The sequence below is a fragment of the Cupriavidus sp. HE11 genome (genome assembly GCF_056097175.1).
The window spans coordinates 2,253,569-2,279,231 of sequence record NZ_CP184464.1; the positions used below are offsets into that span (position 1 = coordinate 2,253,569).

Consider the following 25,663-nt stretch of genomic DNA (forward strand, 5'->3'; position numbering starts at 1 on the left):
GCGGCAGCCCCGCATTCAGGAATTGATGGAGTCATTGCGATGAGTACCGCTACCCCGGAGACACTGGGCCATCCGCACGACCACGCGCACGATCACGACCATGGTCACGGCCATGACGATCACGCGCACGATCATCCGCATGGCTGGCGCCGCTGGCTGTTCGCGACCAACCACAAGGACATCGGCACGCTGTACCTGCTGTTCTCGTTCACGATGCTGCTGTCGGGCGGCGTGCTGGCACTGCTGATCCGCCTGGAGCTGTTCGAGCCGGGCCTGCAGTTCTTCCGCCCCGAACTGTTCAACCAGTTCACCACGATGCACGGCCTGATCATGGTGTTCGGCGCGATCATGCCCGCGTTCGTGGGCTTCGCGAACTGGATGATCCCGCTGCAGATCGGCGCGTCCGACATGGCGTTCGCGCGCATGAACAACTTCAGCTTCTGGCTGATGCCGCCGGCCGCGCTGCTGCTGGTGGGCTCGTTCTTTGCACCGGGCGGCGCCACCGCCGCCGGCTGGACGCTCTACGCGCCGCTGTCGGTGCAGATGGGCCCGGGCATGGACATGGCGATCTTCGCCATGCACATCATGGGCGCGTCGTCGATCATGGGCTCGATCAACATCATCGTGACCATCCTCAACATGCGCGCCCCCGGCATGACGCTGATGAAGATGCCGATGTTCTGCTGGACGTGGCTGATCACCGCCTACCTGCTGATCGCCGTGATGCCGGTGCTGGCTGGCGCCATCACGATGGTGCTGACCGACCGCCACTTCGGCACGAGCTTCTTCTCGGCCGCCGGCGGCGGTGACCCGGTGATGTACCAGCACATCTTCTGGTTCTTCGGGCACCCCGAGGTGTACATCATGATCCTGCCCGCGTTCGGCATCGTCTCGCACGTGGTGCCGGCCTTCGCGCGCAAGCGCCTGTTCGGCTACAGCTCGATGGTGTACGCCACGGCCTCGATCGCCATCCTGTCGTTCATCGTGTGGGCGCACCACATGTTCACGACCGGCATGCCGGTGACGGGCCAGTTGTTCTTCATGTACGCGACGATGCTGATCGCGGTGCCCACGGCCGTGAAGATCTTCAACTGGATTGCCACGATGTGGCGCGGCTCGATGACGTTCGAGACCCCGATGCTGTTCGCGATCGGCTTCATCTTCGTGTTCACGATCGGCGGCTTCACGGGCCTGATGCCGGCTGTCGCCCCGATCGACATCCAGCTGCAGGACACGTACTTCATCGTGGCGCACTTCCACTACGTGCTGGTGGCGGGCTCGCTGTTCGCGCTGTTCGCGGGCTTCTACTACTGGGGTCCGAAGTGGAGCGGGTTCATGTACGACGAGATGCGCGGCAAGATCCATTTCTGGGGCTCGCTGATCTTCTTCAACGTGACCTTCTTCCCGATGCACTTCCTGGGCCTGGCCGGCATGCCGCGCCGCTATGCCGACTATCCGACCCAGTTCACGGACTTCAACGCCGTGGCGTCGCTGGGCGCGCTGGGCTTCGGCCTGATGCAGGTGTACTTCTTCTTCGCCGTGGTGCTGCCGTCGTACCGTGGCGGCCAGGCCGCCGGCGACAAGCCGTGGGATGGCGCCGAAGGCCTGGAGTGGACCGTGCCGTCGCCGGCTCCGTTCCATACCTTCGAGGAACCGCCGGTTGTGAAGTAAGCGCAGTGTTGTCGTAATTTTACGAATTGGCCGGATGCCCCGAAGGCGTCCGGCCAGCGAGATCCCAAACATGCAGCCCTCAGCAAAAAGCCCGTCGCAACTGGAACGCCAAGCCACTCAGAAAGCCGCCAACCGGCGCCTGGGATGGATCCTGTTGTCGATCGTGGCGGTCTTTTTCCTGGGGTTTGTTGCCAAGATGGTGTTTCTTGGCGGCTGACCAAAGCAGGAAAACGAGTTAGCGGGAATTTGCGGAAGTCGCGGAAATCAGCGGAACCAGCAGGAGACAAGGCGTGGATGCGCAGGACAAGGCCCTGGAAAAGCGTTTCAACCGCGGCATGATGATGCGGCTGCTGGTGGTGGTGACGCTGATGTTCGGCTTTGGCTACGCGCTGGTGCCGCTGTACAAGGCGATCTGTGACATCACCGGCCTGAATGTGGTGACCACGCGCGACCTGTATGGCGCCGGCGCGGCGGTCAAGAACACGCAGGTCGACACGTCCCGCACGATTACCGTGGAGTTCGATTCGAATACGCGCGGCCCGTTTGCATTCCGGCCCGTCAAGCATTCGATGGAAGTGCACCCGGGCGAGCTGACGACGATCGTCTACGAAGTGGCCAACGGCCAGTCGCGCGACATCTCGGCGCAGGCGATCCCGAGCTACGCGCCCAAGCAGGCCACGGAGTATTTCAAGAAGGTGGAGTGCTTCTGCTTCAAGCAGCAGACGCTCAAGGCGAACGAGGCGCGCGAGATGCCGGTGGTCTTCGTGATCGATCCGAAGCTGCCGAAGGATGTGAAGAACATCACGCTGTCGTACACGTTCTTCGAGATCGGCGCGCCGGTGGCGCAGGCCCCGGAAGCCGGGGTGACGGCAACGCAGAAGGGCAGTTGAGGAGGCTGGGCATGGCGACGGACGATCCGGTGCATCGCAAGGCGTCATTCGTGCAGACGGTGCGCGCGGTGTTGTGGTCGTTCATCGGGCTGCGCAAGGGGTCGGAGCACGAATCCGACATGGCGCGCCTGAACCCGGTGCATGTGATCATCGCCGGGCTGATTGCGGCGGCAGCGTTCGTGGCGGTGTTGATCGCCATCGTGCGCGTCGTGGTCAGCCAGGCATAGCAGGGCAGCAGATACAAAGCGAGCACGCCGCCGGCCAGATGTCGGGGCCGGACGGGCGGATAACATGAATCGAGACTTTGAGCTGGAGATAGAAGAATGAGTGCGAATCGCGCAAACGCCCCGTACTACTTCGTGCCGGGCCCGTCGCGCCATCCGATCACGGCGGCGTTCGGCCTGCTGATGACCGGCGCGGGAGCCGCCGGTTGGGTCAACGGGCAGCCGTGGGCGCCGTACCTGTGCGGCTTCGGCCTGGTGTGGTTCCTGTTCGTGCTCAAGAGCTGGTTCGGCGATGCCATCGGCGAATCCGAGGGCGGGCTGTATGGCAAGAACATCGACACGTCGTTCCGCTGGTCGATGGGCTGGTTCATCTTCTCGGAGGTGATGTTCTTCGCGGCATTCTTCGGCGCGCTGTTCTACGCACGCACCATCGCCATGCCGTGGCTGGGCGACCTGAACAACAAGATCATCTGGCCGGACTTCTCGGCCGTGTGGCCGAACACGGGCCCGGCGGGCACCGTGGAGAGCTTCCAGACCATGGGTCCGTGGCCGATCCCCACGATCAACACGGCGCTGCTGCTGACCTCGGGCGTGACGCTGACCTGGGCGCACCACGCACTGCTGGCCGGCAAGCGCAACCAGCTGATCCAGGGCCTGGCGCTGACCATCCTGCTGGGCGCGATCTTCATGTGCCTGCAGGTCTACGAATACATGCACGCCTATCACGAACTGAACCTGAAGCTCACGTCGGGTGTCTATGGTTCGACGTTCTTCCTGCTGACGGGCTTCCACGGCTTCCACGTGACGATGGGCGCGATCATGCTGGCGGTGGTGCTGGGCCGCGTGCTCAAGGGCCACTTCACCCCGGACCATCACTTCGCGTTCGAAGGCGCCGCCTGGTACTGGCACTTCGTGGACGTGGTCTGGCTGGGCCTGTACGTGGTCGTGTACTGGTTGTAGGAACGGGTGGTTTCCTCCCCTCTCCCACGTGTGGGCGAGGGGCCGGGTGAGAGGGCGCAGCGGTGCAAGTTGCGACGGTGGCATCCTGGGACGCCCACCCTCTCTTGCCGGCCACAAACAAAAAGCGCCGCGTGAGGTCAGTCTCAGCGGCGCTTTTTGCTTGGTATCCGGACGGCTCAGGGCGACATATGGATGCCGGTGCTCTGAATCCAGCCCATCCAGTGCGAGAACAGGATGAACAGGAACAGGGCGATCGAGAAGCCGACGCGCAGCATCAGCGAGCGCATCATGTTGGGCGTGCGGCCACGGTCGCGCATCATGAAGAACAGCGCGGAAGACAGGCTGCCAATGATCAGGATGAAGGCGACGATGATGACAAAGCGCATGTGGGGGCTCTTTTCGGCAAGCGCCCATTATGGCACCGCCGCCGCCGGAGGAAACCCGTGACGACCCGCAGGCGCTGGCGTGCGCCAGGCCCGGTGCCGATGATTGCCGCGCTGGTGGTGATCGCGGTGACCTGCGCGCTGGGCAACTGGCAACTGGGCCGCGCCCACGAGAAGACCGACCGCGCCGCCCGCCTGGCCGCGTTGGGGGCCCAGGCGCCGGTGGACCTGGCAGCAGGCCAGGCCGACCCCGCAGCGCTGGTGGACCGCCGCGTGCGTGCACGCGGCAGTTTTGACGATGGCCGGACCGTGCTGCTGGATAACCGGCCGCACGGCAACGGTACCGACAGCCGTGCCGGCTTTCTGGTGCTGACGCCGCTGAAGCTGGGCGATGGCGGCCAGGTGCTGGTGCTGCGCGGCTGGCTGCCGCGCGACGCGCAGGACCGCACGCGCATCGCACCATTCCCGACGCCGGCCGGCGAAGTCACCATCGAAGGTACCGCGCTGGCCGCCGTGCCGCGCGTGTACAGCCTGGGCCAGGACCCCGCCGCGGAGGCCGGCCGCAAGATACGTCAGAATATCGACCTTGCCGCGTACGCGCGTGAGATCGGTGCGCCACTCCTGCCTGTGGTGCTGGAACAGTCGACCAACAATGGCGACGGACTAGCGCGCGACTGGGCGCCCGCCGATTTCGGCGCCGACCGCCACTATGGCTACGCCGCGCAGTGGTTCGGCCTGGCCGCGCTGACCGTGGTACTGGTGGCCGTGATGGGCTGGCGCCGCGCCCGGCGCGATGCCGGGCAGGCCACGGCAACCGAATGATCGACAGTGATCAGATTGATCGAACGATGAACGTACAGACATCCTCCATGCCGCAGCAAGACCCCTCGGCCACCCCCGACCCCCGCATCGACGCCCGCACGCGCCGTGGCCGTCTGCAAATGCTGATGCTGCTGCTGGTGTGCGCATCGCCGGTGCTGTTCTCGTATTTCACCTACTACGTGATCAAGCCGACGGGCGGCAGCACCAACTATGGTTCGCTGGTGGACCCGCAGCGCCCGATGCCGGCGGCGGAACTGGTGAACGAGCGCGGCGAGGCGGTGCCGCTGACGTCGATGCGCGGCAAGTGGCTGATGCTGATGACCGATCCTTCCGCCTGTGACGAGGCCTGCGCGCGCAAGCTGTTCACCATGCGCCAGATCCGCGCGGGGCAGGGCGAGGACCGCGAGCGGATCGTGCCGGTCTGGCTGATCCAGGATGCCGGTAAAGTGGACGATCGGCTATCTACCGCCTACAACGAACCGTATGCAGGCGTGCGCTTCCTGCGCATGGACCATGCGGCCATCGCGCAATGGCTGCCGGCCCAGGAAGGCAGCCGCGTCGAGGACACGATTTTCCTGGTCGACCCGCTCGGCAACCTGATGATGCGCTGGCCGAAGGATCCCGACCCCAAGAAGGTGAGCAGCGACCTCAAGAAGCTGCTCAAGTATTCCCGCATCGGCTGACGCGCCTGACGTACCTGATGCGCCAACCGATCTGACCTGATCGTTTTTCATTGAATTACCGGCTGTACCGAAATGCTGCTTCAGCTCGCCATCATCGGCATCCTGATCGCCCTGCTGCCACTGTCCTATGTGATGGTGCGCGGCAGCCGTGACAAATATCGCAAGCTCGTGTGGATCACGGCGTTCCTGACGCTGGACCTGATCATGTTCGGCAGCTTCACGCGGCTGACCGACTCTGGCCTGGGCTGCCCGGACTGGCCCGGTTGCTATGGACATTCGAACCCGCACGCGGCGATGGAGCCGATCCGCGCCGCCGAGACGGCACTGCCAAGCGGCCCGGTAACGCTGGTCAAGGCCTGGATCGAGATGATCCATCGCTATTTCGCCATGGCGGTGGGCGTGCTGATCATCTCGCTGATGGTGCTGGCGTGGGTAAAGCGGCGTGAACTGAGGCAGTCGCCCTGGTTTGCCACGGGGGTGTTCGTGCTGGTCTGCGTGCAGGGCGCCTTCGGCATGCTCACGGTCACCATGAAGCTGCAGCCGATCATCGTGGTCACGCACCTGATGCTCGCCATGCTGCTGCTGGCGTCGCTGATCTGGCTGGGCTCGCGCAACGACCGCCCGCATGGCGTGGCACCGCAGGCCGCATCGCTGCGCTGGGCGGGGTTGCTGGCGATCGTGCTGCTGGTGATCCAGATTTTCCTGGGCGGCTGGGTCAGCACCAACTACGCGGTGCTGGCCTGTACCGATTTCCCGCTCTGCAACGGCCAGCTGGTGCCCGAGATGGACTTCCGCCACGGCTTCACGCTGTGGCGCCAGCTGGGCATGACGGCCGATGGCGACTACATCCCGCACGCCGCGCTGGTGGCCATCCACTGGGTGCATCGCGGCTTTGCGTTCGTGGTGCTGGGCTACCTGCTGTGGTTCGGGCTGCGGGCGCGCAGGCTGGAAGGGCTGGCGCGCCACGGCAAGTGGCTGCTGGCCGTGCTGGCGCTACAACTTGCCACCGGCATGTCCAACATCGTGTTCGACTGGCCGCTGGTGGCGGCGGTGGCACATAACGGCGGAGCAGCCCTGTTGCTGATGCTGTTGCTCCGTCTCAACTACAATATCGGCCTCGCGACCCGCTCCGCAGGCGCCGCCGCCCAATCCGCAATTGCGGCGCGCGCCACATGAAGGACAAGATGCCCCCCGTGGTTACCGCTACCCACCCCCACTCTTCCGTGGGCCGGATTCGTCACCTGGCCCGTCAATATGCCGCCCTGACCAAGCCGCGCGTGACGCAGCTGGCCGTGTTCTGCTCCGTCATCGGCATGTTCCTGGCTACGCCGGACATGGTGCCCTGGTCAGTGCTGATCGGCGGTGCCGCCGGTATCTGGCTGCTGGCCGGCGCGGCCTTTGCCATCAACTGCCTGGTGGAACAGAAGATCGACGCGCTGATGCGCCGCACGGCCTGGCGCCCGTCGGCCACCGGCGAGATCACCACCACGCAGACGCTGATCTTCTCGGCCATCCTGGGCGGCGCCGGCATGTGGCTGCTGCACGTATTTGCCAACGACCTGACGATGTGGCTGACCTTCGCCACGTTCCTGGGCTACGCAGTGGTCTACACGATCCTGCTGAAGCCGGCCACGCCGCAGAACATCGTGATCGGCGGGCTGTCGGGCGCCATGCCGCCCGCGCTGGGCTGGGCCGCCGTGGCGGGTACCGTGCCGGCCGAGGCCTGGTTTCTGGTGCTGATCATCTTCACGTGGACGCCGCCGCACTTCTGGGCGCTGGCGCTGTATCGCCGGGCCGACTATGCCAAGTCCGGCCTGCCGATGCTGCCAATCACCCACGGCGAGCGCTATACGCTGCTGCATATCCTGCTGTACACGCTGGTGATGATCGCGGCCACGCTGCTGCCGTTCGTCTATGGCATGAGTGGCGTCATCTACCTGGCCGCCGCGCTGGGTCTGGGCCTGGTGTTCCTGGGCTACGCCTGGAAGCTGTTCCGCAACTACTCGGACCAGCTCGCGCAACGCACCTTCCGCTATTCGATCCTGTACCTGTCGCTGCTGTTTGCGGCGCTGCTGGTGGATCACTACTTCAAGTTCGTGCCGCAGGTCTGATCGGTCTGCCTGCGGCATCTTGCCGCGCCCGGAGGTCACGGCCGGCGTGATCGGCGATACTTCCGGGCGTATCTTGCTTCCCATCGCTCCGACGCATGCCGAATCTCGCACCTGGCTTTTTCGCCACATTCCGTCGCCTTTGCCTGCTCGCCCTTTGCACCGCGCTCCTGGCCGCCTGCGGGCAGCCGAAGCCGTCGTTCAAGAACGTCGATATCTCGGGCGCCAGTGATTTCGGCAAGGACTTTGCCCTGCAGGACCCCACGGGCAAGACCCGCACGCTGGGCGACTTCAAGGGCAAGGTGGTGCTGATGTTCTTCGGCTACACGCATTGCCCGGACGTCTGCCCGACCACGATGGTCGAGCTCAAGCAGGTGATGGAGCAGCTGGGCCCCGATGCCGACAAGGTGCAGGTGCTGTTCGTGACGGTGGATCCGGATCGCGATACCGGTGCGCTGCTGGGCCAGTATGTGCCGGCGTTCGACGCACGCTTCCTGGGCCTGCGCCCGGCCGACGAGGCTGCGCTCAAGCAGGTGACCAAGGACTTCAAGGTGTACTACGCCAAGGTGCCGGGTTCGTCGCCAAACAACTACACGATGGACCACTCGGCCGGCAGCTATGTGTTCGACCAGAACGGCCAGCTGCGGCTGTTTATCCGCCACGGCCAGGGCCCGGAGCCGATTGCCCACGACCTGAAGGCACTGATGTCCTGACGGACGCCGGCGGGCGGCTGGCGGTGATGCCGGGCGTCTCTGGCAAACAAAAAGGCCGGTCAATCGACCGGCCTTTTGCATTTCGCGTTGCCGCGGGAACGTGGATCAGGCAAATGCCGCCAGCGCACCCTTCATCTTCTTCATCGCGGCCGCCTCGATCTGGCGGATGCGCTCGGCCGACACGCCGAATTCGTCGGCCAGCTCATGCAGCGTGGAGCCGCCCGAGCCGTCGTCGTTGACATCCAGCCAGCGCGCTTCGATGATGCGGCGGCTGCGCGGGTCGAGCTTGCCCAGCGCCTCTTCCAGGCCTTCGACCTGCAGGCGGTCGTTGTGCTTGGCCTCGATGACCTTGGTCGGCTCGTTGTGGTTGTCCGCAAGGTAGGCGATGGGGGCGAATTCTTCCTCGCCATCGTCGACCTGGCCTTCCAGCGCCAGATCGCCACCCGACATGCGGGTTTCCATTTCCATCACTTCCTCGGGCTTCACGTTCAGTTCGCGCGCAACGGCCGCGATCTGCTCGGGCGTGAAGGTATGCGCACCCTGCTTGTGGCTGCGCAGGTTGAAGAACAGCTTGCGCTGGGCCTTGGTGGTGGCCACCTTGACCATGCGCCAGTTCTTCAGCACGTATTCGTGGATCTCGGCCTTGATCCAGTGCATCGCGTACGACACCAGTCGCACGCCCTGCTCGGGGTCGAAGCGCTTCACGGCCTTCATCAGGCCGATATTGCCTTCCTGGATCAGGTCGGCGTGCGGCAGGCCGTAGCCAAGGTACTGGCGGGCAATCGACACGACCAGGCGCAGGTGCGACATCACCATGCGGCGGGCGGCATCGACGGATTCGTTGTCGCGCAGGTCGCGGGCCAGGCTCAGCTCTTCCTCGGGGGTGAGCATCGGAATGCGATGGACCGCCTGGATATAGCTTTCCAGATTGCCCAGCGTGCCCGGAAACGTCAGCGCAAGGCTGTTCGCGGCGGCACTCTGGGGCGCCGTCGGCAGACGGCGAGAAACTTGGGTTTGATCGGCAGACAGGACTGCGTTCACTATGACTCCTTTCGCATCCGGCGGTGGGTTGCCGGTGTGTCCTGGAAGGACACCGCATTGCAACGCATATTAGCACTCGAACCGGACGAGTGCTAAGTTAGAGGGTCTATGGGGTTGATAGTTCCGTCACATCGCTATCGATCTTCCGATAGTGTTGAGCGGTGGGCGTGTCCGGCCCGGTCCCAGGATCCACAAGGCCTGGCGGGCCAGCGTTCTCCCGACAGGGATATTAGAGAAGGCGCTGGTCAATCGGTTTCCGATGAATTCACTGCAATTTCGGGATGGTGAATTGCGGGATTCGCTACACTGAAGTTGTTTTCCAGCCGCATTGCACCATTCATTGGAGAGGTTTCCATGTCTGCTATCGAACACTTGCTGAAGCCGCATGTGCGGGACATCGGCGAGTTCACCGTACGCCGCCTGCTGCCCGCCGCCACGACCCAGACCGTGGGGCCGTTCATTTTCTTCGATCACATGGGCCCGGTGGAGATGGCGCCGGGGCAGGGTATGGATGTGCGCCAACATCCACATATCGGCCTGGCTACCGTAACGTACCTCTTCGAGGGCGAGATCATGCACCGCGACAGCCTGGGCAGCGAGCAGGTGATCCGGCCGGGTGACGTGAACTGGATGACGGCCGGTACAGGCATCGTCCATTCGGAACGCTCGCCGGACGCCGCCCGCGAGGCTGGCCCGCGCCTGCACGGCATCCAGACCTGGGTGGCCCTGCCGCTGGCCCATGAGAACGATCCGCCATCGTTCCACCACCATCCGGGCGCCACGCTGCCCAAGCTGGAACTGCCCGGCGTGCGGATGACGGTGATTGCCGGCGATGCGTTCGGCGCCGAATCGCCGGTGCGCGTGTACAGCCGCACGCTCTACGTGGCAATCGAGATGGATGCTGGCGCCAGCCTGGTGATCCCGGCGGAACATGTGCAGCGCGGCGTCTATCCCGTGGACGGCAACCTGGAAATGGATGGCGAGACCCTGCCGGCCGAGCACCTGGTGGTGCTGACGCCGGGCGAGCCGGTGACGATCACCGCCACCATGCCGTCGCGCGTGATGCTGCTGGGCGGCGACCCGGCCGACGGCCGCCGCTTCATCTTCTGGAACTTCGTGGCCAGCAGCAAGGAAGCCATCGAGGAAGCCAGCCAGCGCTGGCAGGACGACAAGTTCCCGCACGTGCCCGGCGAAACCGAGCGCATCCCGTTGCCGGTACGGCGCTAGGCAGCCCGGCGGGGCCGACGCATGCCGGCCGCCCCACACCGGCAGCCGGTCAGACCGGGCTGGCCCAGGCCACGCGCGTGGCCTGCTGCAGGCAATCCTTGATCGTGGCGATCTGGGTGGCGATGGGCGCAGGCACCGGCTCCGCGCCGTCGAGCACCTTGCGGATCCAGGCCGCGGTGTCGGCCACGTCGGTACCGGCCGGCAGCGCCGGCACTTCGGCGATGGAACCGCCCACCGGGTCTACCATCGTGCGCTGATGGCCGTCGTGCAGCCAGTCGATGCGCGTGCTGCGGCGGGCATCGGCCACGACCTCGCCCTCGGTGCCCCGGCCCAGCAGCACGTTGGCCGGTTCATGCGAGAAATAGTCGGTCAGCGTTTCGCGGTACTCGGGGTGGGTGTAGCTGTACAGGCGCAAAGCATCGGCCGGCGTGTGCGCGCCCACCGGCTGCAGCATCTTCACGATCGTGTGCGACGAATTGCGCAGGCCGATGATGGCGCGCTTGTCGAGCAGCGCGGACAGCGCGGGCGAAAGCACGTCGATGGGCAGCACGGCCAGCGGGTTCGATGCCGCGCGCAGCTGGTCCTGGGCCGCCTGGGTGGTGGCGCACAGCGGCACGCCCAGGGCGTCGAACAGGGCCAGGCTGGTGACGCGGCCCTGGAATGCGCGCACGCCATGCACCAGCGTCGGCACGCCATCGCGCGCCAGCAGCATCGCCAGCAACGGCACCAGGTTGGGCTGCTTGCGCGCGCCGTTGTAGCTGGGGATGACCACCACGGGCCGGTCGGGCGGCGCGGCCAGCGGCTGGCAATGCTGGTGCGCGGCCTCCAGCATGCCCGCCAGTTCGTGCGGGGCCTCGCCCTTGATGCGGTACGCCATCAGCACGGCGCCCAGTTCGATATCGGAAACGCGGCCCGCCAGCATGGCGTCGAACAGCGCCTGGGCGTCTTCACGCGGCAGCGCGCGGGCGCCGTTGACGCCGCGGCCGATTTCCTTGATGTACTTTGCCGCCGAAAATGGCGAATCTGCTGCAGTGGTCATGATGACTGCCGGAATCGTGGGGTTGGGGTTCATGATAGCCCACGATTCCGTCGGCGAAACGTCCCGCGGAGGCTCAAGCCGCCTCCTGCAGCGCGGGGTTGCGCTGCTTGCGGTACAGGAAGTCCAGCACGGCCGTCCGGCAGGCGTGGTAGGTCCTGTCGTCGGCCAGCGCCACGCGGTCGCGCGGGCGCGGGATATCGACGTTCAGGATCTCGCCGATGGTGGCCGCGGGGCCGTTGGTCATCATGACGATGCGGTCGGCCAGCAGCACGGCCTCGTCCACGTCGTGCGTGACCATGACCACGGTGCTCTTCGTGCGCGCCACGATCTTGATCAGCTCGTCCTGCAGATGGGCACGGGTCAGCGCATCGAGCGCACCGAACGGCTCGTCCATCAGCAGCACCTTGGGCTGCATCGCCAGTGCCCGGGCAATGCCCACGCGCTGCTTCATGCCACCCGAGATCTCGTGCGGATACCTGGCTTCCGCGTGGGTCAGGCCCACCAGCGCCAGCGTGTCGTGCGTGCGGGCCTTCAGTTGCGCCTTGGTCTCCGTGGCGCCGAACACGCGCTCGACGCCCAGGTGGACGTTCTCGAAGCACGTCAGCCACGGCAGCAGCGAATGGTTCTGGAAGACCACCGCGCGCTCGGGCCCCGGCCCGGCGATCTCGCGCCCGGCGCAGATCAGCGCGCCGGCGGTGGGCGTGGTCAGGCCGGCGATCAGGTTCAGCAGCGTGGACTTGCCGCAGCCCGAATGCCCGATCAGCGTGATGAACTCGCCTTCGGCAATCGACAGGTTGATATCGCGTAGCGCCACGAACGGGCCCTTGCGCGTCTTGAACGTCTGGCCGACGTTTTCGATGCTGACGAATTTTTCCATGACAGGGGCTCCGTTCAGGCGTTGCCGTAGCTGAAGCGGCGCGCCAGGGCCAGCAGCAGGTGCTCCAGCACCAGGCCCACCACGCCGATGATGAAGATGGCGATGACGATGTGCTCGACCTTGAGGTTGTTCCACTCGTCCCACAGCCAGAAGCCGATGCCGGTGCCGCCGGTCAGCATCTCGGCGGCCACGATCACCAGCCACGCGGTGCCGATCGACAGTCGCACGCCGGTCAGCATGTACGGCAGCACGGCCGGGAACAGCACGCTGCGGAAGATCTTCCATTCGGACAGATCGAGCACGCGCGCCACGTTCAGGTAGTCCTGCGGCACGCGCGTCACGCCCACGGCCGTATTGATGACCATCGGCCAGATCGAACAGATGAAGATGGCCCAGATCGCGGCCGGGTTGGCGGCCTTGAACAGCAGCAGGCCGATGGGCAGCCACGCCAGCGGCGACACCGGACGCAGCAGGCTGATCACCGGCGCGGCCATCGCGTTCAGGAACGCGAAGCGCCCCAGCAGGAAGCCGGCCGGGATGCCGATCACGGCGGCCAGGCCAAAGCCGGCCGCCACGCGCGCCAGCGACGCCAGCACGTTCCATCCGATGCCCTGGTCGTTCGGGCCGTTGCGATAGAACGGATCGGCAAACAGCGGCACGGCGGCATTCCATGTGGCCCCGGGCGTGGGCAGCGCCGGGATCAGCGTGGCGACGCCGTGCCAGACCAGCAGGAACAGCACGAAACCGGCCAGCGGCGGCACGCACTTGAGCACGAAGCCGGCAACGGCCTCACGCCGCGCGGCCTGCCTGGCCTGGACGGCAAGCTCCTGGGCGCGGCGGCGCGTCTGTTCCTTGGCTTCCGTATCGAGGACATCGGCATCCATGGCGGCTCCTTGCGGAGAAGTGGGGGTAACGGCAGGGGCGATGGCATTCACGGCAGGCTCCTTTCCAAAGGGCGATCAGGTCGCGAACAACGCGTATGGGATCAGAGGGCGCCTGCCTTGATCTTGAAGCCGTCGGCGTAGGCCTTCGGGTCCTTGGTGGCGTCCCAGGTCACGCCGTCGATCAGCTTCGCGGTGCGGAAATCGCTCTTGGGCAGCGGCACCTGCGCGGCGGCGGCGGCCTGCTTGAACACGTCGATGCGGTTCACCTGCCTTGCCACGGCCAGGTAGTCGGGGTGATCCTTCAGCAGGCCCCAGCGCTTGTGCTGCGTCAGGAACCACATGCCGTCGGACAGGAACGGGTAGTTGGCAAGGCCGTCCTGGTAGAACTTCATCGAATCGGGGTCGTCCCAGGTCTTGCCCAGGCCATTGCTGTAGCGGCCCAGCATGCGGTCCAGGATGATGTCCATGTCGGTGTTGACGTAGGACTTGGCCGCGATGGTCTCGGCGGTCTTGCGACGGTTCGAGGCCGAGGCGTCGATGAACTTCGATGCTTCCAGGATCGCCGCCACCATTGCACGGGCCGTATTCGGATTTTTCTGGACGAAATCCGATGTGGTGCCGAGCACCTTCTCGGGGTGGTCCTTCCAGATGGCCTGCGTGGTTTCGGCCGTGAAGCCGATCTTGTCGGCGATGGCGCGCGCGCCCCATGGTTCGCCCACGCAGAAGCCGTCCATGTTGCCCACGCGCATGTTCGCCACCATCTGCGGCGGCGGCACGGTGATGGCCTTCGCGTCCTGCATCGGATTGATGCCGTTGGCGGCCAGCCAATAGTAGAGCCACATGGCGTGCGTGCCCGTGGGGAAGGTCTGCGCGAACACGTACTCGCGCTTCTCTCGGGTCATCAGCGCCTTCAGGGTGGCGCCATCCTTGACACCCTTTTCAGCCAGCTTCTGCGACAGCGTGATGGCCTGGCCGTTGTGGTTCAGGTTCATCAGCGCCGCCATGTCCTTCTTCGGGCCGCCGATGCCGAGCTGCACGCCGTAGATCAGGCCGTAGAGCACGTGCGCGGCGTCCAGTTCGCCATTGACCAGCTTGTCGCGCACCGCGGCCCACGATGCTTCCTTGCTCGGGGTGATCTTGATGCCGTATTTCTTGTCGAGGCCCAGTGTCGACGCCATGACCACCGATGCGCAGTCCGTCAGCGGGATAAAGCCGATCTTGACCTCGGACTTCTCGGGCGCGTCGGAGCCGGCTGCCCAGGCACCGCTGCGCACCAGCGGGTCGACCAGCGTCATCACGCTGGCGCCGGCAATGGTGGCCAGCGCGCGGCGGCGGCCGTGGCTGGCGGGCGCATGGTCGGCGGCGGCGTTGTCGGCGACGTTGGGCTTGGCAATCTTGAGGCGAGAGGGCATTGCGATGGCTCCGAGAAGAAAAAAGGCGTCCTGACCGCAGCCCCAGGATTCGCCAGAAGCCGGGAGGTGCGGTGCAGGACGCCGTTGTCCGCTGCCGCGCGTGCCGTCGTTGGCACGCGTGCAAACATGTTGTGGTGATGCCGGGTACAGGGTGATGCCGGCCGTCGTTGGCCTTGCCAGCGACTACGCAAGCGCCATGCCATGCACATTGCGGTGCACAAATCCGTGCGGCTGGCGTCGCTTTTCACCAGGCAGAGGCGCCAGGCATGCGGGCGGTGCATGCAAGGGCCCCTCGCTACCGCCTGGAAGCGGAGCGACCGTTCGAAATCGTGCGGGAAGGGGGGCGAGCCTGCGGGTAGTGGTGCAGCGCCTGGCCCGTGCATGCACCGGGCTGGCGTGGGGGCGGGTGCGGAAGGGAGGGCGGAACGAACGGTGCAGACCGAACGGTGCGGATGGGCGTCAGCCCATCACGTCGATCACGCGCTGGGCGGCTTCCACGAGCTTGATGCCGCGTTCCATCGCCATCGAGCGCAGTCGCTTGTAGGCCTCGTCCTCGGTGATGCCGCGCGACTCCATCAGCAGGCCCTTGGCGCGTTCCACGGTCTTGCGTTCGGCCAGCTTGAGCCTGGTGGCGTCCAGTTCCGCGCGCAACTGCTGGTCGAGTTCGAACCGGGCATAGGCCACGTCCAGCACGGTCTTGACGCGTTCGGCGCGCAATCCGTCGACGATATAGGCGGTAATGCCCGCCGACAGCGCGGCCTTGATGCGCTGGGAATCGTCGTTGTCGGTAAAGAGCACGATCGGGCGCGGCGCGTGCTGGGTGGAGACGCAGACATGCTCGATGGTGTCGCGGGCGGCCGATTCGGACGCGATGATGACCAGGTCGGGCAGCGTGGCCGCGATCACGTCGGGCAGCCGCAAGTCGGCATCCACGGTCTGCACCGTCGTGAAGCCGGCCTGCGCCAATCCGGCGCGGATGGTCTCCACGTTGAGCGGATCGACGTCATGCGGATCCCGCACCAGCAGGATGCTCAGGGTGCGGGGGCCTGCGGCCGGCGGTGGACTGGCAGGTGGGGGCGAGGTGCGGCGGTTCATGGCGGTCGCTTGGTTGCACTGCAATATGCAAGATTCGCGCCGGGTTTGCTTTCACTGTATGCCACCGTACGCCGGGTGTATGCTTTGCCCCTGCCGCGCCCCCGATTTTCGATCGGGGCACGCCGAATGCACCGGCGCGGCATTCCATCAAAAAAGAGAAAGCAGGAGAGTTTGGATGACCGAGTTCGTATTTGCCCCCCAGGCCCCCGTCGGGGTCCCGGTCCGTGGCAGCAGCGCAAGCTTCCCCGTGCGCCGGGTGTATTGCGTGGGCCGCAATTATGCCGCGCATGCGCGTGAAATGGGCTCGGATCCCGACCGCGAACCGCCGTTCTTCTTCTGCAAGCCGTCCGACGCGGTCAGCTACGTGGCCGATAACACCGAAGGCACGTTCCCGTACCCGCCGGGCACCGGCAACTGCCACTACGAGGTGGAACTGGTCGTGGCCATCGGCAAGGGTGGCAAGGACATCCCCGTTGAGCAGGCTGCCAGCCACGTCTACGGCTACGCCATCGGCCTGGACATGACGCGCCGCGACCTGCAGAACGAGTCGAAGAAGACCGGCCGCCCCTGGGAAACGGGCAAGGCGTTCGACAAGTCGGCGCCGATCGGCCCGATCGTGCCGGTGTCCGCCATCGGCCACCCCGAAAAGGGCGCCGTGACGCTGGCCGTGAACGGCGTGGAAAAGCAGCGCGGCGACCTGTCGGACCTGATCTGGTCGGTACCGGAGATGGTGTCGTACCTGTCGAAGCTGTTCGACCTGCAGCCGGGCGACCTGATCTACAGCGGCACGCCCGAAGGCGTGGGCCCGGTGGTCAAGGGCGACGTCATGCAGTGCCACGTGGCCGGTGTGGGCGACCTGACCGTCAAGGTGGTCTGACGCCATGCTCGCGCTCCACAGCTACTTCCGCAGTTCGGCCTCGTTTCGCGTACGCATCGCCCTGAACCTGAAGGGCCTGCCGTACGACTACAAGGGCGTGCATCTGCTCAAGGAAGGCGGCATGCAGCTGAAGCCCGAGTACCGCGCGCTGAATGCCGACGGCGTGGTGCCGACGCTGGTGGTCGACGGCCGTCCGCTGATCCAGTCGATGGCGATCATCGAATACCTCGACGAGACCCATCCCGAGCCGGCGCTGCTGCCGAAAGACCCGTTCGACCGCGCCGTGGTGCGTGGCCTGGCCCAGGAAATCGCCTGCGAGATCCATCCGCTGAACAACCTGCGCGTGCTCAAGTACCTGAAGCACGAGCTGAAGGTGTCGGAGGAAGCCAAGGACGCCTGGTACCGGCACTGGATCGAGCAGGGCTTCGCGTCGCTGGAGGTGAACCTGCAGCAACTGGGCCGTGTGGGCCGCTACGCGTTTGGCGATACGCCGACGCTGGTGGACCTGTGCCTGGTGCCGCAGGTCTTCAACTCACAGCGCTTCAACGTGGACCTGACCCCGTTCCCGACCATCGCGAAGATCCACGCGAACTGCATGGAACTGGACGCGTTCAAGAAGGCGGCACCGGGGGTGCAGCCGGATAGCGAATAGGCGTTTGGCCAGTTTGGAATAGTCCGATCTGCTTGATCCAGGAAGCCCGGCAAGGATGCCGGGCTTTTTTTGTTCTACACGCTGATGTAGTTGCACCAGACAGTGACAAAAGCAGGATTTCTGATGCCTGCCTCGCTATGATTTACGCCGTTATTGAAAGAGATCAACGGCAACCGGCATTTTTCGGTGCTGCGAAGAGTAGTGTCTACGCTGGCGTAGTGTTCGGATTTTTCGCGCCGCGCCATGTGTTTATCCGATTCCTGCGCGAGGATCGCTACGCCACTGCGGCATTTGCCGCGATAGGAATGTACGCAGCCAATGTGGCGATATCCATTCTGGGATTTCAGCGTGAATGGAAATTGGCTTTGGCGACTGCGTATTCAGGACCGCTGGTGGCGCTCTGGATCTCACTGTTCGTATGCGGCCTCCAGCGCCAAGAAGTCGCCCGTGAGGGCGGCGGCTAGCGTAATTCGGACAAGGCCTTGTTCGATTAGGGCGAGACGCTATCAACAAAAGCAAAGCCCCGCGTCAGCGGGGCTTTGCCTTTGCAGGGTCGGATTACTGCCTGGGAATCACCCCAGCAACGCCTCCGCAAACTCCTCGGCCTTGAACGGCTGCAGGTCTTCCACCTTCTCGCCCACGCCGATGAAATACACCGGCACCGGGCGCTGGCGGGCGATGGCGGCCAGGATGCCGCCCTTGGCCGTGCCGTCGAGCTTGGTCACGATCAGGCCGGTCAGGCCCAGCGCGTCGTCGAAGGCGCGCGTTTGTGCCAGGGCGTTCTGGCCGGTGTTGGCGTCGATCACCAGCAGGCACTCGTGCGGGGCCGTGGGCATGGCCTTGCCGATCACGCGCTTGACCTTCTTGAGTTCTTCCATCAGGTGCAACTGCGTGGGCAGGCGGCCGGCGGTGTCGGCCATCACGATGTCGATCTTGCGGGCGCGCGCGGCGTTCACGGCGTCGAAGATCACGGCGGCCGGGTCGCCGCTTTCCTGGGCCACCACGGTCACGTTGTTGCGTTCGCCCCAGATGGTCAGCTGTTCGCGCGCGGCGGCACGGAACGTGTCGCCGGCGGCCAGCAGCACCGACTGGTGGTAGCTCTGGAAGTGCTTGCAGAGCTTGCCGATGCTGGTGGTCTTGCCCGCGCCATTCACGCCGGCGATCATCATTACCAGCGGCTGCTCGCGGCCCAGTTCCATGGTCTTTTCCAGCGGCTTGAGCAGCTGGACCAGCAGGTCTTTCAGCGCGGCCTTGACGCCGTCGGCCGTCTCGATCCGGTCGCTCTTCACGCGGCGGCGCAGTTCGCCAAGCAGGTATTCGGTGGCCTCGACGCCGGCATCCGACATCAGCAGCGCGGTTTCCAGTTCTTCGAACAGGGCCTCGTCAACCTTCACGCCGACAAACAGCACACCGATATTGCGGCTGGTCTTGGACAGGCCGGCCTTCAGGCGCGACATCCAGCCGCGCTTGGCCTCGGCCGTCTGCACGGGCGGCGGCACCAGTTCCATTTCCTCGACCACAGGCGGCTCGTAGGCGACCGGGGCGGGCGGGGGCGGCGGCACCTGGGCTGGCACGGGCACTGGGACCGGAACCGGAACGGGCGCCGGGGTGGGGGCTGGAGCCGGAGCCGGCGCGGGGGCGGGCATCGGCGCCGGGACTGGCACGGGAACCGGCACCGGCGCCGGGACCGGGACGGGAACTGGCACCGGCACGGGGGCCGGAGCAGGTGTCGGGGCGGGAAGCGGTGCGGGCGCGGGGACAGGCGCGGGGACAGGCGCAGGGGCCGGCGAGGGGACCGGCGCCAGGGTCGGCGCAGGGGCTGGTGCCGGCGAGGGTGCGGGCGAAGGCGCAGCGGCCGGCGGCTCGACGGGCGCGGGAGCCGGCTCGGCCTTGCGCTTCTTCCAGAAACTAAACATTGGGAAAGGGGTCAATACCCCGGTAGAATCAATCGCCAAAATTCTAGCAGACGGGGTCGCATGAACCATTGCGCTGACTTGTCCGGATCGGGCGCCGCCCGCATCGTATCGCCGTCCACCGGCGCCGCCAGATTCTCGCGGCGCCTTCTTTCCACCCTGATCGTCGCCTCGCTTGCCGGCCCGCTGGCGGGCACCGCCTGGGCGCAGGCCAAGGGGGAAACCGCCCGGGCGACCACCCCGCAGGGGCCACCGTCAGGCATGGCCACGGCCGGCCAGGTGGGGCAGACAGAGGCCGGCACGACCGAATTCCGCCTGTCCAACGGCATGCGCGTGATCGTCAAGGAAGACCATCGCGCGCCCACGGTGGCGCACCAGATCTACTACCGGGCCGGCGGCAGCGACGAAGTCAGCGGTACCACGGGCGTGGCCCACATGCTCGAGCACATGATGTTCAAGGGTACGCCCAAGGTGCCGATCGGCGAGTTCTCGCGCCAGATCGCCCTGCTGGGCGGGCGCGAGAATGCGCTGACCAACCGCGACTTCACGCTTTACTACCAGCAGATCGCCAAGCAGTACCTGCCCCGGATGATGGAGCTGGAGGCCGACCGCATGGCCAACCTCATCATCAAGAAGGAAGAGTTCGACCGCGAGATGAAGGTGGTGATGGAAGAACGCCGCCTGCGGACCGACGATTCCTCACGCGGCAAGGTCTACGAGCAGCTGCTGGCCACCGTGTATACGGCCATGCCGTACCGGCATCCGGTGATCGGCTGGATGGACGACCTGGTCAACATGCGCGTGGAAGACGTGCAGGACTGGTACAAGACCTGGTACGTGCCGAACAACGCGCTGCTGGTGGTGACCGGCGACGTCAAGGCCGACGAGGTGCGGGCAATGGCCGAACGCTACTACGGCAAGCTGAAGCCACGCCCGCTGCCGCTGCGCAAGACGCAGCTCGAGGCGCCGCAGCAGGGCATCAAGCGGATCTGGGTCAAGGCGCCGGCCGAGAACCCGTACATCGTGCTGGCCTACAAGGTACCGCGTCTGCACGACGTGGAAAAGGACGTCGATCCGTATGCGCTGGAGGTGCTGTCGGCCGTGCTCAACGGCTACGACAACGCCCGTCTGACGCGCGAACTGGTGCGTCAGCAGCGCCTGGGGGACGACGTGAACGTGGGCTACGACAGCATCAACCGCAACGAATCGCTGTTCGTGCTCGACGGCACGCCGGCCAGCGGCCACACCACCGAGGAAATCGAGAAGGCGCTGCGCGAGGAACTGCAGCGCATCGCAAAGAACGGCGTGTCCGAGGAAGAACTCAAGCGCGTCAAGGCGCAGGTCGTGGCCGGGCAGATCTACAAGCGCGACTCGGTGTTCGGGCAGGGCATGGAGATCGGCGTGGCCGAGATCTCGAATATCTCGTGGCGCCAGATCGACCGCATGCTCGACAAGGTCAAGGAAGTCACGCCGGCCCAGGTGCAGGCGGTTGCCGCCAAGTATTTCAGCGACGACAACCTGACCGTGGCAACGCTGCTGCCGCAGCCGATCGACCCCAACAAGCCGAAGGCCGCAGCCCCCGAAGGCCTGCGCCACTGAGGACAGAGTCCAAGGAGAAAGAATGTCCCTGTCCGTCATGACCATTGCGTCTCCGCGTCTGTTGCGCCGCCTGGCTGGCGCCGCCTGCGGGGCCGCCGCGCTGCTGGCCGGCACCGTTGCCCAGGCCGCCATTCCCATTGAAAGCTGGACGGCATCCACCGGCGCCAAGGTGTTTTTCGTGCCGAGTCCGTCGATCCCGATGCTCGACGTCAATATCGACTTCGACGCCGGCAGCCGCTATGACCCGCCCGGCAAGTCCGGCCTGGCCACGCTGACCGCGGCGCTGCTCGACAAGGGCGCGAACGCGCAGGACGGGCAACCCGCCCGCAACGAGGCCCAGATTGCCGACGCCTTTGCCGATACCGGCGCCGATTTTGGCGGCGCCGCCGGAGGTGACCGGGGTGGCATTGGCCTCCGTACGCTGACGGCTTCGTCGGAACGTGAGCAGTCACTGCGCCTGGCGGGGCAGCTGATCAAGGCGCCGGCCTATCCCGACGCGGTGGTGGCGCGCGAGAAGCAGCGCCTGATCACGGCCATTCGCGAGGGCGATACGCGCCCCGGTGTGATCGCCGACAAGACGCTGTCGAAGGCGATCTATCCTACCCATCCGTATGGCGTTTCCGCCACGCCGGAATCGGTGGGGGCGATCACGCGCGATGACCTGCTGAAGTTCTGGCGCGACAACTACACGGCCAAACGCGCCGTGGTGACCCTTATCGGCGCCATCGACCGCAAGCAGGCCGAGCAGATTGCCGAGGACATGACGCGTGGCCTGCCCGATGGCACGGCGGCACCGAAACTGCCCGACGTGCAGATGACGATCCCGGCCAGCGAGAAGCGTATTCCGCACCCGGCGCAGCAGGCCAGCGTGGCGATCGGCGCGCCGGCCATCGCCCGTGGCGATCCCGACTACTTTCCGCTGCTGGTGGGTAACTACGTGCTGGGCGGCGGCGGCTTCAGCTCGCGCCTGACCGACCAGGTGCGCGAAAAGCGGGGCCTGACCTACGGCGTGGACAGCTACTTCGCGCCTTCCAAGCAGCCGGGGCCGTTCAGCATCACGCTGCAGACCAAGAAGGAAAACACCAACGAGGCGCTCGGCCTGGTGCGTCAGATCCTGGCCCAGTACGTGGCGCAGGGCCCGACCGACGCCGAGCTGAAGGCGGCGAAGGACAACCTGGTCAATGGCTTCCCGCTGCGTATCGACAGCAACCGCAAGCTGCTGACCAACGTCGCCAACATCGGCTGGTACGGCCTGCCGCTCGACTACCTGGACACGTGGACCGCCCAGATCAACAAGGTGACGCGCGATCAGGTGCGTGCGGCCTTCCAGCGCCATGTGCATCCGGACGCCATGGCGACGGTCATCGTCGGTGGCCCGGAAAAGTGATCTTCCTGCCTGATCGTGGGGCAGGGCACGTCGCGGCGCTGTGCCGGGGCGAGGCAGGCTCTACAATCACGGCATGAATCCGCAATCCCGACCTTCGCCCGCACCGCGCGGGCGAACTTCTCTGTCCCGCCAGACACCGGCCCAGGTGCGCATCATCGGCGGCCGCTGGAAACGTTCGTTGCTGCCGGTGCTTGAAGCCGAAGGACTGCGTCCCACGCCTGACCGTGTCCGGGAAACGTTGTTCAACTGGCTGGGTCAGGACCTGGCCGGCCTGACATGCCTGGACCTGTTCGCGGGTTCGGGGGCGCTGGGATTCGAGGCCGCCTCGCGTGGCGCGGCGGCGGTGACGATGGTCGAGGCCAACCCGCGCGTGGCGAAGCAGCTGCGCGACAACCAGTACAAGCTCGACGCCTCGCAGGTACGGATCGTCCAGGCCGACGCATTCGCCGCAGCCGCGCAGATGCCGGCCGCCGGCTTTGACGTGGTGTTCCTGGATCCGCCGTTTGCCGAAGACTGGATCGGGCCCGCGCTGGAACACGCGGCGCGCCTGACCCGGCCGGGCGGCGTGGTCTACGTCGAATCGGACAAGGCACTGATCGGCGCCGACGCGCCGGTGCCGGCGTCGCTGGAGATCATTCGCCAGGCGCGCGCCGGCGCCGTGCATTTCCACCTGCTGCAGCATCGCGCCGGCAACGGGGCGGACTAGGAACGGGTACCTTCGGATAACGCTGGTCATATGACGACTGCCAGGCGGTTTGCCGCGCCGGGCAAGCGTTTGCGGCCCTGCTGCAATGCGGCAAAAAGGCGGCCGGGCGGACTTCCAAAAGCTGCGTTTGGGGTTACACTACGCCGCTGTTGTTTGTCCAACGCCCGTCACGCAGGCAGTATTCGAGAGCGGCCCCGGCATCGCGGGCCGGCAACGGGCAGCCCCAAAGGAGGAAACATGGTCGTCGCCGTCTATCCCGGTACTTTTGATCCCATGACCCGGGGACACGAGGATCTCGTCCGTCGTGCGTCGAATATCTTCGACGAACTCGTGGTCGGCGTGGCGCACAGCCCGAACAAGCGCCCGTTCTTCTCGCTCGAAGAGCGCATCGGCATTGCCCGCGAAGTGCTGGGCCACTACCCGAACGTCAGGGTGGAAGGCTTTTCGGGCCTGCTCAAGGATTTCGTACGCAAGAACAATGCGCGCGTGATCGTAAGGGGGCTGCGCGCGGTCTCGGACTTCGAATACGAATTCCAGATGGCCGGCATGAACCGCTACCTGCTGCCCGATGTCGAGACGATGTTCCTGACGCCGTCCGACCAGTACCAGTTCATCTCCGGCACGTTCGTGCGCGAGATCGCCGTGCTTGGTGGCGATGTCAGCAAGTTTGTCTTCCCCTCCGTGGAGCGCTGGCTTCAGGAGAAGATTGGCAAACCGGAATAAAATACGGGCTTCGATTCCGCCGACGTGGCCAGTCCGGGCGCGGGCGGGTCGCTGGAAGGAACCATCATGGCGCTACTGATCACCGACGACTGCATCAATTGCGACGTTTGTGAACCCGAGTGCCCGAACGAAGCCATCTCGATGGGGCCCGAGATCTATGAGATCGACCCCAACAAGTGCACCGAGTGCGTCGGCCACTTCGATGAACCGCAATGCCAGCAGGTCTGTCCTGTGGCCTGCATTCCGAAGGATCCGAACCGCATCGAAACGCACGAGGTGCTGATGCAACGCTACCGGCTGCTCACGGCGGCCAAGCACGCGGCCTGAAGCCGGAGGCACATCCGGCCACTTCGTTCCGGCCCCACAAAGCAGACAAGCAGAAACGAAAAACCCCGCACGACCGCAAGGCCGGCGGGGTTTTTTCATGGCGCGACACCGCGTGGCGGATCAGCGGCCCGTGTGCAATTCCATCATCGCGCGCTCGCTCTCGCCGCGCGCCAGGATACCCAGTGGGCCCATGCAGCGGTCGATGGCTTCGTCGATGGCTTCCTGTTCTTCCTTGCGTGGCGGCTTCAGCACAAAATTGACCACATCGTCACGTCCGCCGGCGGAACCGCCCGGCGCATTGCGCGGATGGCCTACGCCCAGGCGCAGACGCCAGTAATCCTGGGTGGTCAGGTGGGCCGAGATGTCCTTCAGGCCGTTGTGGCCGCCCGAGCCGCCACCGCGCTTGAGCTTGACCGAGCCGGCCGGCAGGTCCATCTCGTCATGTGCCACAACGATCTCGTCAGGCAGGATCTTGTAGAAGCGCGCCAGCGACACCACGGACAGGCCCGAGCGGTTCATGAACGTGGACGGCTTGAGCAGCCAGATGTCCTGGTCCCACAGGCGCGCACGGCCGGCCAGGCCGTGGAAGCGGCCTTCCACACGCAGCGTGGTGCCGCCCGCGCGGGAGAGCTGGTCGACCAGCCAGAAACCGGCGTTGTGACGGGTGGCCTCGTATTCCGCCCCGGGATTGCCGAGGCCGACGATGAGCTTGATCATGGGCTGAAGAAAGCGAAAAAGCAGGCGTGAAAGGATACGCGAAAACGGCGTACGAAAAAAAACCGCCGGCGAACCGGCGGTCTTTTCGTGAAGCGCAGGCAGCTTAGGCAGCCGGCGTTTCGCCTTCGCCTTCAGCAGCTTCGGACGACTGGGCACCAGCCGGCAGCGAGATGCTGGCCACGGCCGGGTTGTCGTCGCCGTGGGTGATGGCGGTCACGCCCTTCGGCAGCTTCAGGTCCGACAGGTGGATGGTCTGGTTCAGCTCGGCTGCGGCCAGGTCCACTTCGATGAACTCGGGCAGGTCGGCCGGCAGGCACGACACTTCCAGGTCGTTCAGGATGTGGTTCACGATGCCGTGGCCCAGCTTCACGCCAGGAGCGGTTTCCTGGTTCATGAAGTGCAGGGGCACCTTCACGTGGATCTTTTCCGTGGCCGACACGCGCTGGAAGTCAACGTGCAGCACCATCGGCTTGAACGGGTGCATCTGGAATGCGCGCAGCAGGGCCTTTTCAGCCTTGCCAGCCACTTCCAGGTCCAGGATCGACGAGTGGAACGCTTCCTTCTTCAGGGCGTGCCACAGGGCGTTGTGATCCAGTTCGATCATCTTCGGCTCGGCGGCGCCGCCGTAGATGATGCCGGGGGTCTTGCCCGAATTGCGCAGGCGGCGGCTCGCACCCGTTCCCTGTACGCTACGCTCGAAAGCGACTACTTTCATGTTCAACTCCAGATGTGA

The 25,663-nt window shown here is 65.5% G+C and carries 29 protein-coding genes; 19 read left to right on the forward strand and 10 right to left on the reverse strand.

Features of this window, described 5'->3' with window-relative positions; translation table 11 throughout:
- Window positions 1-39: 39 nt before the first annotated feature.
- From ctaD to ACOABP_RS10485, 5 genes are all read left to right on the forward strand, one after another.
- Window positions 40-1,671 (forward strand): cytochrome c oxidase subunit I, encoded by a 1,632-nt coding sequence (ctaD, locus tag ACOABP_RS10465; RefSeq protein WP_066739775.1) that lies wholly within the window; start codon window positions 40-42, stop codon window positions 1,669-1,671.
- A gap of 70 nt (window positions 1,672-1,741) precedes the next feature.
- The gene (locus ACOABP_RS10470) at window positions 1,742-1,888 is read left to right on the forward strand and encodes a cytochrome oxidase small assembly protein (protein ID WP_197497556.1); all 147 of its coding nucleotides are present in this window, start codon (window positions 1,742-1,744) and stop codon (window positions 1,886-1,888) included.
- Window positions 1,889-1,961: 73 nt separating this feature from the next.
- The gene (locus tag ACOABP_RS10475; RefSeq protein ID WP_066739774.1) at window positions 1,962-2,561 is read left to right on the forward strand and encodes a cytochrome c oxidase assembly protein; all 600 of its coding nucleotides are present in this window, start codon (window positions 1,962-1,964) and stop codon (window positions 2,559-2,561) included.
- An 11-nt stretch (window positions 2,562-2,572) separates the two neighbouring features.
- Window positions 2,573-2,788, forward strand: a complete 216-nt coding sequence (locus ACOABP_RS10480) for a DUF2970 domain-containing protein (protein ID WP_474224914.1) — start codon at window positions 2,573-2,575, stop codon at window positions 2,786-2,788.
- 96 nt (window positions 2,789-2,884) lie between these two features.
- On the forward strand, window positions 2,885-3,745 hold the full coding sequence (locus tag ACOABP_RS10485; protein ID WP_474224915.1) for a cytochrome c oxidase subunit 3: 861 nt from the start codon (window positions 2,885-2,887) through the stop codon (window positions 3,743-3,745).
- Between the two features lie 176 nt (window positions 3,746-3,921).
- Here ACOABP_RS10485 and ACOABP_RS10490 read toward each other — a convergent pair whose 3' ends face one another.
- Window positions 3,922-4,131: a twin transmembrane helix small protein gene (locus ACOABP_RS10490; protein ID WP_066739763.1), complete on the reverse strand. Its 210-nt coding sequence runs from the start codon at window positions 4,129-4,131 to the stop codon at window positions 3,922-3,924.
- 99 nt (window positions 4,132-4,230) lie between these two features.
- Here ACOABP_RS10490 and ACOABP_RS10495 point away from each other — a divergent pair, with 99 nt between their 5' ends.
- The 5 genes from ACOABP_RS10495 (at window position 4,231) to ACOABP_RS10515 (ending at window position 8,454) form a co-directional block, all read left to right on the forward strand.
- Window positions 4,231-4,950 carry an SURF1 family protein gene (locus tag ACOABP_RS10495; protein ID WP_474227810.1) on the forward strand — a complete coding sequence of 240 codons (720 nt, stop codon included), beginning with the start codon at window positions 4,231-4,233 and terminating at the stop codon, window positions 4,948-4,950.
- 47 nt (window positions 4,951-4,997) lie between these two features.
- Complete coding sequence (locus ACOABP_RS10500) at window positions 4,998-5,633, forward strand: SCO family protein (protein ID WP_474224916.1); 636 nt, start codon at window positions 4,998-5,000, stop codon at window positions 5,631-5,633.
- Between the two features lie 72 nt (window positions 5,634-5,705).
- Window positions 5,706-6,809, forward strand: a complete 1,104-nt coding sequence (locus ACOABP_RS10505; protein ID WP_474224917.1) for a COX15/CtaA family protein — start codon at window positions 5,706-5,708, stop codon at window positions 6,807-6,809.
- A gap of 8 nt (window positions 6,810-6,817) precedes the next feature.
- Window positions 6,818-7,744: a heme o synthase gene (gene cyoE, locus ACOABP_RS10510; RefSeq protein WP_474227811.1), complete on the forward strand. Its 927-nt coding sequence runs from the start codon at window positions 6,818-6,820 to the stop codon at window positions 7,742-7,744.
- 95 nt (window positions 7,745-7,839) lie between these two features.
- Complete coding sequence (locus tag ACOABP_RS10515) at window positions 7,840-8,454, forward strand: SCO family protein (protein ID WP_474224918.1); 615 nt, start codon at window positions 7,840-7,842, stop codon at window positions 8,452-8,454.
- A gap of 105 nt (window positions 8,455-8,559) precedes the next feature.
- On the opposite strand, the gene rpoH is transcribed toward ACOABP_RS10515, so the two are convergent.
- On the reverse strand, window positions 8,560-9,495 hold the full coding sequence (gene rpoH / locus ACOABP_RS10520; protein ID WP_474224919.1) for an RNA polymerase sigma factor RpoH: 936 nt from the start codon (window positions 9,493-9,495) through the stop codon (window positions 8,560-8,562).
- 354 nt (window positions 9,496-9,849) lie between these two features.
- Here rpoH and ACOABP_RS10525 point away from each other — a divergent pair, with 354 nt between their 5' ends.
- Window positions 9,850-10,722 (forward strand): pirin family protein, encoded by an 873-nt coding sequence (locus tag ACOABP_RS10525; RefSeq protein ID WP_474224920.1) that lies wholly within the window; start codon window positions 9,850-9,852, stop codon window positions 10,720-10,722.
- Window positions 10,723-10,771: 49 nt separating this feature from the next.
- Here ACOABP_RS10525 and ybiB read toward each other — a convergent pair whose 3' ends face one another.
- From ybiB to ACOABP_RS10550, 5 genes are all read right to left on the reverse strand, one after another.
- Window positions 10,772-11,761 (reverse strand): DNA-binding protein YbiB, encoded by a 990-nt coding sequence (ybiB, locus tag ACOABP_RS10530; RefSeq protein ID WP_474227812.1) that lies wholly within the window; start codon window positions 11,759-11,761, stop codon window positions 10,772-10,774.
- A 73-nt stretch (window positions 11,762-11,834) separates the two neighbouring features.
- Window positions 11,835-12,638: an ABC transporter ATP-binding protein gene (locus ACOABP_RS10535; protein ID WP_066739743.1), complete on the reverse strand. Its 804-nt coding sequence runs from the start codon at window positions 12,636-12,638 to the stop codon at window positions 11,835-11,837.
- Between the two features lie 14 nt (window positions 12,639-12,652).
- Window positions 12,653-13,522, reverse strand: coding sequence for a nitrate ABC transporter permease (gene ntrB, locus ACOABP_RS10540; RefSeq protein ID WP_474224921.1), 870 nt, complete (start codon window positions 13,520-13,522; stop codon window positions 12,653-12,655).
- Window positions 13,523-13,623: 101 nt separating this feature from the next.
- Window positions 13,624-14,934, reverse strand: a complete 1,311-nt coding sequence (locus ACOABP_RS10545) for a CmpA/NrtA family ABC transporter substrate-binding protein (RefSeq protein ID WP_474224922.1) — start codon at window positions 14,932-14,934, stop codon at window positions 13,624-13,626.
- Window positions 14,935-15,393: 459 nt separating this feature from the next.
- The gene (locus tag ACOABP_RS10550; RefSeq protein ID WP_474224923.1) at window positions 15,394-16,029 is read right to left on the reverse strand and encodes an ANTAR domain-containing response regulator; all 636 of its coding nucleotides are present in this window, start codon (window positions 16,027-16,029) and stop codon (window positions 15,394-15,396) included.
- A gap of 175 nt (window positions 16,030-16,204) precedes the next feature.
- On the opposite strand from ACOABP_RS10550, the gene ACOABP_RS10555 reads away from it, so the two are divergent.
- From ACOABP_RS10555 to ACOABP_RS10565, 3 genes are read left to right on the forward strand one after another with little or no spacing between them, the layout of a single operon-like run.
- Entirely contained in the window at window positions 16,205-16,906 is a 702-nt protein-coding gene (locus ACOABP_RS10555; protein ID WP_474224924.1) for a fumarylacetoacetate hydrolase family protein, read from the forward strand.
- 4 nt (window positions 16,907-16,910) lie between these two features.
- Window positions 16,911-17,558 carry a maleylacetoacetate isomerase gene (maiA, locus tag ACOABP_RS10560; RefSeq protein ID WP_474224925.1) on the forward strand — a complete coding sequence of 216 codons (648 nt, stop codon included), beginning with the start codon at window positions 16,911-16,913 and terminating at the stop codon, window positions 17,556-17,558.
- Window positions 17,559-17,590: 32 nt separating this feature from the next.
- Entirely contained in the window at window positions 17,591-18,022 is a 432-nt protein-coding gene (locus ACOABP_RS10565; protein WP_474224927.1) for a hypothetical protein, read from the forward strand.
- A 108-nt stretch (window positions 18,023-18,130) separates the two neighbouring features.
- On the opposite strand, the gene ftsY is transcribed toward ACOABP_RS10565, so the two are convergent.
- Window positions 18,131-19,474 (reverse strand): signal recognition particle-docking protein FtsY, encoded by a 1,344-nt coding sequence (ftsY, locus tag ACOABP_RS10570; protein WP_474224928.1) that lies wholly within the window; start codon window positions 19,472-19,474, stop codon window positions 18,131-18,133.
- 60 nt (window positions 19,475-19,534) lie between these two features.
- Between ftsY and ACOABP_RS10575 the strand changes: the two genes are divergently transcribed.
- The 5 genes from ACOABP_RS10575 (at window position 19,535) to ACOABP_RS10595 (ending at window position 24,213) form a co-directional block, all read left to right on the forward strand.
- Window positions 19,535-21,070 (forward strand): M16 family metallopeptidase, encoded by a 1,536-nt coding sequence (locus tag ACOABP_RS10575; RefSeq protein WP_474224930.1) that lies wholly within the window; start codon window positions 19,535-19,537, stop codon window positions 21,068-21,070.
- A gap of 22 nt (window positions 21,071-21,092) precedes the next feature.
- Complete coding sequence (locus ACOABP_RS10580) at window positions 21,093-22,457, forward strand: M16 family metallopeptidase (protein WP_474224931.1); 1,365 nt, start codon at window positions 21,093-21,095, stop codon at window positions 22,455-22,457.
- A gap of 73 nt (window positions 22,458-22,530) precedes the next feature.
- A complete protein-coding gene (gene rsmD, locus ACOABP_RS10585) occupies window positions 22,531-23,163 on the forward strand; it encodes a 16S rRNA (guanine(966)-N(2))-methyltransferase RsmD (RefSeq protein ID WP_474224932.1) in 633 nt (210 codons plus the stop codon).
- Between the two features lie 237 nt (window positions 23,164-23,400).
- Complete coding sequence (gene coaD, locus ACOABP_RS10590; protein ID WP_066739714.1) at window positions 23,401-23,886, forward strand: pantetheine-phosphate adenylyltransferase; 486 nt, start codon at window positions 23,401-23,403, stop codon at window positions 23,884-23,886.
- A gap of 66 nt (window positions 23,887-23,952) precedes the next feature.
- Entirely contained in the window at window positions 23,953-24,213 is a 261-nt protein-coding gene (locus ACOABP_RS10595; protein WP_066739904.1) for a YfhL family 4Fe-4S dicluster ferredoxin, read from the forward strand.
- A 120-nt stretch (window positions 24,214-24,333) separates the two neighbouring features.
- Here the strand turns inward: ACOABP_RS10595 and pth are convergent, their stop codons facing one another.
- A complete protein-coding gene (gene pth, locus ACOABP_RS10600) occupies window positions 24,334-24,930 on the reverse strand; it encodes an aminoacyl-tRNA hydrolase (protein WP_474224933.1) in 597 nt (198 codons plus the stop codon).
- A 103-nt stretch (window positions 24,931-25,033) separates the two neighbouring features.
- Window positions 25,034-25,645, reverse strand: coding sequence for a 50S ribosomal protein L25/general stress protein Ctc (locus ACOABP_RS10605; RefSeq protein ID WP_092603182.1), 612 nt, complete (start codon window positions 25,643-25,645; stop codon window positions 25,034-25,036).
- Window positions 25,646-25,663 lie beyond the last annotated feature (18 nt).